Here is a 6709-nt window from a genome sequence, read left to right on the forward strand (position 1 = left end):
GGCGGTAGCCGATCGCGGCGCCCACGCGGTCGGCCGGCTGCAGCGGCAGGTTGCCGGCGTCGTCGAGGTAGCCGCGCGACGTGTCCGCGAACACGCGGCCGTTCCAGCCCATGCCGATCTGGTTCCACGTCATCTCCGCTTCCGCCCCCTGGACGTGCGCCTTCGCCTGCTGGAACAGGCGCTGGCGGAAATCGCCGCCCGGGTTGCCGTCCTCGTCGAACGACGCGTCCATGACGCGGCCGTAGATGAAGTTGTTGACGTTGTTGCGGTACGCGTTCACGCGCCAGCGCAGCAGGCCGCTCGTCTTTTGCAGCGACAGCTCGATGTTGCGCGAGCTTTCCTTTTGCAGGTTCGGATCGCCCACGTCGAACGTGAGCGTGGCGTCGTGCGGGCCGCCCGAATACAGTTCCTCCGTCGCGGGCGCACGCTGCGCGTACGACACCGTCGCGCCGGCCGAATAACCCTTCGTGAACGGCCACAGCGCGCCGATCGAGCCGGAGCCCAGGTCGAAGGTGCGCTCACGGTTGGACACCGGTTTGCGGTCGACGTTTTCATAGCGCAGGCCCGCGTTCCAACGCAGCGGACCTTGGCGCCATTCCTCGACGAGGAAAACGGCCTGCGTCGTCGAATGCGTGACGGGCACGGTGTCCGGCCCGCCTTCCGCGCTCAGCGCCGAGAAGTGCGTGTTTTCCGTCTGCATGCCGAACGTGCCGTGCAGGCCCAGGGCCGTGATCGGCTTGTGCGTCAGCTCGACGCGCGATTCGAACGATTTATTGGAGAACAGCGTGGCCGGCACGCCGTCGTCCAGTTCGGCGTGGTGGTAGTCCGTGTAGCCGGCCTTGACGCGCGCGCTCTCGAAGCCGGCGAGCGGGTTCTTGACGACGCTGTCGAAGTCGTAGCGGTTCTGGCGCTGGTCGATGTGCGATCCCTCGTTGGTCGGGATGCCATAGAAATTCGTCAGGTGCGAAGCCGACAGGCCCGCATAGCCCCAGTCGTCGATGTACGAACCGCCGATGCCGATGTTGCGCTCCTTCGTGTCGGAATTCGGCAGCCGGTTCATGCGCGACGTGGGGTCGTTCACCACGCGCAGGTCGGGGATCTGGAAGTCGTCCGTGTTGCGCATGTTGCCGTCGAGGTGCAGGCCGATCTTGCCGACGGATCCGTCCAGGGTGCCGGACATGTCCTTGCCGTTGTCGACGGTGCTGAGGCGCGTCTCGACCTGGCCCGTCAACTTCGGTTCCAGCGCCGTCGGGATGCGTTCGTTGACGACGTTGACGAGGCCGCCGATGGCGCCCGAGCCGTACAGCAGGGCGGCGGGGCCGCGCAGGATCTCGATCTGGCGCGCGACGGCACCTTCGGACGCGACGGCGTGGTCGTTCGACAGGCCGGACACGTCCGACGTCGCCATCCCGTTTTCCAGCATTTTCACGCGCGAACCTTCCATGCCGCGGATGATGGGGCGCGACGCGCCAGCGCCGAACGCGGACGCGGACACGCCCAGTTCGTTCTGCAGCGTCTCGCCCAGCGAGCTGCCGACCTTGTCGCGCAACTCGTCGCCTGCGAGCACTTTGGCCGGCGTGAGGATCTGGTCGCCTTCGCCGTTGCGCAGCGGGCTGGCGGTGACGACGACTTGCTGGATCTTGCCGTCGTTGATGGTTTCTTGATCGTCTGCGCGGACGGCCGGGTGGAAGGCGAGCAGGAGCGCGCTGGCGAGCAGCGTACGTTCGATTTTCATGGTTTTCTACAATCTCAAGCGAATGGATAACGGCCCATACCGCCGGGACGCGCCGGGCGGTACGGAAAAAGCGGGAGCGTTATCGGGCTTGAGGCGGCGCGCGCGACTGGAACGGGCAGGCCGTGAGCAGGCAGATGCCTGGCGTGGCCGGCACGGCGGGCGCGGCATAGGCCAGCTCGGCCGGGACGAATTGCCGCAGCGTGGATGGCAGCGCGAACGCGATCTGGGCGCTGGCCGCGCACTGGCCGCACAGGTCATGCAGGCCGGGCTTGGGCAGCTTGCCGGTGCCGTCGTCGTCCGCGTCGGCGCTGACCTGCTGGACGAGCGTGTTGCCGGCCTCGGTCCAGTGGGTATAGCCGTGCGCGAGCGACAACTGCTGCGAAACGAGCAGCAGCAGCGACAGCAATACGTGGACCAGGCTACGGGACATGGGGGACGGGGTCGAAAGCGAACGGATATTGTACGCAGGGGCGTTCGGTTCTGACAATCATACTTTCAGTAAGGTCCTTAAGCTCAATTAAATTCGGGGTCAGAGCACATTTCGGAACAAATTCGGGGTCAGAGTACTTTTCGGCGCACAATCTTCGAGGCAAGTTTCCGCTGCGTGCTGCAGTTGGATGCGGCGGCCGCATGGCGGTGGTACGGCTCGGCGTTACGTTTTCGTTGTGAGCCAGGACATTGATCAGAAATGTGCTCTGACCCCGAATTTTTAGAAAAATGTGCTCTGACCCCGAATTGGGGCAATAAAAAACCGGCCCGCAGGCCGGCTCTTCGATGCGAGCGGATGGATCAGTCGCGGTTGCCGAAGCCGATGCCCAGCAGTTGCAGCAGGCTCGTGAACACGTTGTAGATGTCCAGGTAGATGGCCAGCGTCGCGCTGATGTAGTTGGTCTCGCCGCCGTTCACGATCCGGTTCACGTCGAACAGGATGAAGGCCGAGAAGATCACCATCGCGAGCACCGACACGACCAGCATCAGCGCCGGCAGGTGCAGGAAGATGTTGGCCAGGCCGGCCAGGATCACGACGATGGCGCCGGCGAACAGCCAGCTGCCCATGCCCGAGAAGTCGCGCTTGGACACGGTCGCGATCGTCGCCATCGTGGCGAACACGGCCGCAGTGCCGGCGAACGCGGTCATGATCAGCGTGCCGCCGTTGGAAAAGCCGAGCGTGAAGCGCAGCAGCGGCGTCAGCCACAAGCCCATGAAGAACGTGAAGGCGAGCAGGATCGGTACGCCGGCCGCCGAGTTCTTGGTCTTCTCGATCGCGAAAATGAAGCCGAACGCGATCGCGAGGAACAGGATCACGCCCATGCCGCTGGCAAAGATCGGCAGGGCCATTTGCAGGCCGATATAGGCGCCGAACACCGTCGGGATCATGGACAGTGCCAGCAACCAGTAAGTGTTGCGCAGCACGCGGTGACGCGTGGCCTGGATGGCCGAGACGTCGTAGGTTTTCTGCAGGCTGGGAATCATAATGCCTCCGTTGGAAGAAATCGCTTTGCTCCCCATATGGGGACGGGACCCGGCGTCAACAGGGGGGGGTGTGCTGGAAACGCAAGTTTTAAGTCTTGCCTAAGGTCCAGCGCGCACCCTGCCATGGACGAGGTCGAACCGATGTCACTGTATCATCCGCGGTCGCCCCGACGCAATATCGGTGGCAGCCAGGATGTATGGTAAAATAGAAGGTTGATTGAGTTCCCAAATCTCGATTTAAACCTTTCTTTTTATTGGAGTTTTTAAATGGCAATCGAACGCACCCTGTCGATCATCAAACCTGACGCAGTCGCTAAAAACGTGATCGGCCAAATCTACAGCCGTTTCGAAGGCGCAGGCCTGAAGATCGTCGCTGCCCGTATGGCCCAGCTGTCGCGCGCCGAAGCCGAAGGTTTCTACGCTGTCCACAAAGAGCGTCCGTTCTTCAAGGATCTGGTCGACTTCATGGTCTCGGGCCCGGTCATGATCCAGGTGCTGGAAGGCGAGAACGCGATTGCCAAGAACCGCGAACTGATGGGCGCAACCGATCCGAAGAAGGCCGACAAGGGCACCATCCGCGCCGACTTCGCCGACTCGATCGACGCCAACGCCGTGCACGGTTCGGACGCTGCCGAGACCGCCGCTGTCGAGATCGCTTACTACTTCCCGGCCCTGAACGTCTACTCGCGTTAATCTTCGTAGCAAATTTTTTGTGTTGATCAGCCTCGTGCTGATTTAACATCGCAATATCCCGCTCGCCCATGCTCGAAGAGCCCGGCGGGCGGGACTTATTTTGAAGGCACAGGATTCAATCATGGCAACTCTCACCAACTTGCTGGACTTCGATCCCGCGCAGCTCGTCGCTTACTGCGCCGAGTTGGGGGAGAAGCCGTTCCGCGCGAAACAGCTGCAGCGCTGGATCCACCAGTTCGGCGTCGCCGATTTCGACGACATGACCGACCTGGCGAAGTCGCTGCGCGAAAAGCTCAAGACGCGCGCCGAAGTGCGTGCGCCGGCGATCATCAGCGACCACACGTCGAGCGACGGCACCCGCAAGTGGCTCGTCGACGTGGGCAACGGCAACGCCGTCGAAACCGTGTTCATTCCGGAAGAGACGCGCGGCACGCTGTGCATCTCCACGCAGGCCGGCTGCGCCGTCAACTGCCGCTTCTGCTCGACGGGCAAGCAGGGCTTCAACCGCAACCTCTCCGTGTCCGAGATCATCGGCCAGCTGTGGATGGCCGAGTTCGAGCTGCGCCGCACGAAGGGCATCGAGCCGGGGCCGAAAGGCGAGCGCCAGATCACGAACGTCGTCATGATGGGCATGGGCGAGCCGCTGTTGAACTTCGACCCGACCGTCACCGCATTGAAATTGATGCTGGACGATAATGCGTACGGCCTGTCGCGCCGCCGCGTGACCGTGTCGACGTCGGGCGTCGTGCCGAACATGGACAAGCTGTCGCAGGAATGCCCGGTGGCGCTGGCCGTGTCGCTGCACGGTTCGAACGACCCGCTGCGCGACATGCTCGTGCCGCTGAACAAGAAATACCCGCTGCGCGAGTTGATGGCCGCGTGCAAGCGCTACCTGGAATTTGCCCCGCGCGACTTCATCACGTTCGAATACTGCATGCTGGACGGGGTGAACGACACGGACGAGCATGCGCGCGAACTGGTCGCCCTCGTCAACGACCCGGTCGTCGGCGTGTCGTGCAAGTTCAACCTGATTCCGTTCAATCCGTTCCCCGAATCCGGCCTCGTGCGCTCGAAGAACCCGCGCATCAAGGCGTTCGCGCAGGTGCTGATGGATGCCGGCCTCGTCACGACGATCCGCAAGACGCGCGGCGACGACATCGACGCCGCCTGCGGCCAGCTGGCGGGCGAGGTCAAGGACCGTACCCGCGTGAACGAGCGCATGAGCAAGATGACGGAATACCAGCAGAAATTCGGCCCGAACTTCGGCAAGATCGTGGAGATCTCGTCCTGATGGCGCGGCTGTCCGGACGCGTCGCCTGCGCACTCGCTGTGCCGTTGCTGTTGTCGGCATGCGCCGGCAATGGCGGCATCGCGGGCGAACCGCATGAGCTCAAGACGCTGTCCGACCAGACGGCCGCGGAAAAACGCGCCCAGATCCGCCTGCAACTGGCGGTGGGCTATTACCAGGAGCGCAAGTACGAGATCGCGCTGGACGAGGTGAAGCAGGCCATTGCCGCGGACCCGGACGATGCGGATGCGTACGGCGTGCGCGCCCTGATCTACACGGCGATGAACGAAAACCGTCTCGCCGACGAGAACTACCGGCACGCGCTGCGCCTGGCGCCGCGCAATCCGGACCTGTCGAACAATTACGGGCTGTTCCTGTGCGATGCCGGCGGCAAGCCGGCGGAGGCCATGGGCTATTTTGACGCGGCGCTGAAGAATCCAAATTACGCGACGCCGGTCAAAGCCATGGTGAACGCAGGTAACTGCAGCCTGAAGATGAAGAACGTCGACGCGGCCGAGCGCTATCTGCTCGACGCCCTGCGTTACGATCCCGACCTGCCGGCGACGAGCGCCGGCCTGGCCCGGGTGTATTTCGAGCGGCGCGATGTCACCCGCGCCGGGTTTTTCATTAACCGCCTGACGGAGACAGCGAAGCTCGACACGCTGTCGGCCGACGTGCTGTGGCTGGCCATCCGGGTCAAGCACATGCTCGGCGACCGGGCCACGGAAGCTTCGCTGGCGGCGCAGTTGCGCAAGCGCTTCCCCGGTTCGCCCGAGTACGCGGCCTTCGAGCGCGGTGCATTTAGTGAGTGAGACAACGACAATGAGTTCCGAGCGTGCAGATCAGCCGGCGACGCCCGACAACCAACCGCCTGTGCACGGTGTCCCCGGCCAGGTCCTGGCCAGGCAGCGCGAGGCGATGGGGTGGTCGGTCGAGCAGGTGGCCGACCAGTTGAAACTGGCGGTGCGCCAGGTCATCGCCCTGGAGGCGGGCGATTACGCGTCCCTGCCGAGTCCGGCCGTGACCCGTGGGTTCGTGCGGGCCTACGCCAAGCTGGTGAAGGTCGATCCGGCGCCGCTGGTGGCCCAGATCGCCATGGAGACCGAGCCCGCGCCCGATACGAGCGCCGTCACGGCGAACCGCCGTCCGACGCCGACGTCGTTCTCCCAATCGAAATTCCCGAGCCATGGCAAGCGTTCGTCGCTGCCGCTGGGGATGATCGCGGGCGCCGTCGTGGTCGTCGTGGCTGCCGCTGCCGCGGCGTGGCACTTCGGCTTCGTGCCGGGCAGCCAGCACGCCGAAACGGGTACCACCGTGGTCACGCCGGTCACGCCGGCCTCGACCGGTGCCTCGACCGAGGCCGCCAACGGCAGCTCCGTCGAGGTCCTGCAGAATCCGGCCGTGCCGCTGATTTCCGTGCCGGGTTCGAGCGCGAGCGCATCGGCGCCGGCAACGACTGCCGCACCGGGTGCCGTCGTCAATGTGCCGGGTACGGCCGCGACCGGCGCGCCGCCGACGAC

Annotated in this window: 7 protein-coding genes; 4 read left to right on the top strand and 3 right to left on the bottom strand. The window is 64.3% G+C overall.

All coding sequences use genetic code 11. The annotated features are described in order from the left end of the window. The 3 genes from ACEN88_RS21660 to ACEN88_RS21670 form a co-directional block, all read right to left on the bottom strand. Nucleotides 1-1735 (bottom strand): TonB-dependent receptor (locus ACEN88_RS21660; RefSeq protein WP_413342917.1); only part of this gene is annotated, 1735 nt, incomplete at its 3' end. A gap of 79 nt (nt 1736-1814) precedes the next feature. Beyond that, entirely contained in the window at nt 1815-2165 is a 351-nt protein-coding gene (locus ACEN88_RS21665; RefSeq protein ID WP_413342919.1) for a hypothetical protein, read from the bottom strand. 359 nt (nt 2166-2524) lie between these two features. After that, nucleotides 2525-3208, bottom strand: coding sequence for a Bax inhibitor-1/YccA family protein (locus tag ACEN88_RS21670; RefSeq protein ID WP_413342920.1), 684 nt, complete (start codon nt 3206-3208; stop codon nt 2525-2527). Between the two features lie 267 nt (nt 3209-3475). Here ACEN88_RS21670 and ndk point away from each other — a divergent pair, with 267 nt between their 5' ends. The 4 genes from ndk to ACEN88_RS21690 form a co-directional block, all read left to right on the top strand. After that, entirely contained in the window at nt 3476-3901 is a 426-nt protein-coding gene (gene ndk, locus ACEN88_RS21675) for a nucleoside-diphosphate kinase (RefSeq protein WP_036240108.1), read from the top strand. A gap of 118 nt (nt 3902-4019) precedes the next feature. Beyond that, nucleotides 4020-5192 (top strand): 23S rRNA (adenine(2503)-C(2))-methyltransferase RlmN, encoded by a 1173-nt coding sequence (rlmN, locus tag ACEN88_RS21680; protein ID WP_413342927.1) that lies wholly within the window; start codon nt 4020-4022, stop codon nt 5190-5192. Further along, nucleotides 5192-6001, top strand: coding sequence for a type IV pilus biogenesis/stability protein PilW (gene pilW, locus ACEN88_RS21685; RefSeq protein ID WP_413342923.1), 810 nt, complete (start codon nt 5192-5194; stop codon nt 5999-6001). The genes rlmN and pilW overlap by 1 nt, the downstream gene beginning before the upstream one ends. A 61-nt stretch (nt 6002-6062) precedes the next feature. Next, on the top strand, nt 6063-6709 hold a 647-nt coding region (locus ACEN88_RS21690; RefSeq protein WP_413342925.1), incomplete at its 3' end, for a helix-turn-helix domain-containing protein.

Origin of the sequence: Massilia sp. CT11-108 (assembly GCF_047302915.1) — a bacterium.
In the GTDB taxonomy this organism is placed as follows: Bacteria; Pseudomonadota; Gammaproteobacteria; order Burkholderiales; family Burkholderiaceae_D; genus Telluria; species Telluria orientalis.